Source organism: Micromonospora sp. DT47 (genome assembly GCF_049844475.1).
GTDB lineage: Bacteria > Actinomycetota > Actinomycetes > Mycobacteriales > Micromonosporaceae > Micromonospora.
Genome location: NZ_JBNCLC010000094.1, coordinates 1 through 211 on the forward strand (window position 1 = coordinate 1; position 211 = coordinate 211).

A 211-nucleotide genomic window follows, 5' to 3' on the forward strand; every position below is an offset into this window, starting at 1 on the left:
ACCGACTCCGACGGGCGGGCGTACGCCGGGGAGAAGCTGAACCGCTACCGGCGCCGCCAGCTGCGACTGCGCGCCCGTCTGCAAGCCAAGGGCACCAAGTCCGCGCGGCGGCTGCTGGCCCGGCGCAAGCGCAGGGAAGCGCGGCATGCCACCGACACCAACCATGTGATCTCGAAAAGCATCGTGGCCGAGGCCGCACGCACCTCGCGCG

1 protein-coding gene is annotated in these 211 nt (G+C 72.0%); it reads left to right on the forward strand.

The window, feature by feature from the left end; genetic code table 11:
- Positions 1 to 211 (forward strand): hypothetical protein (locus tag ACLQ2U_RS32275; RefSeq protein WP_425754656.1); only part of this gene is annotated, 211 nt, incomplete at both ends.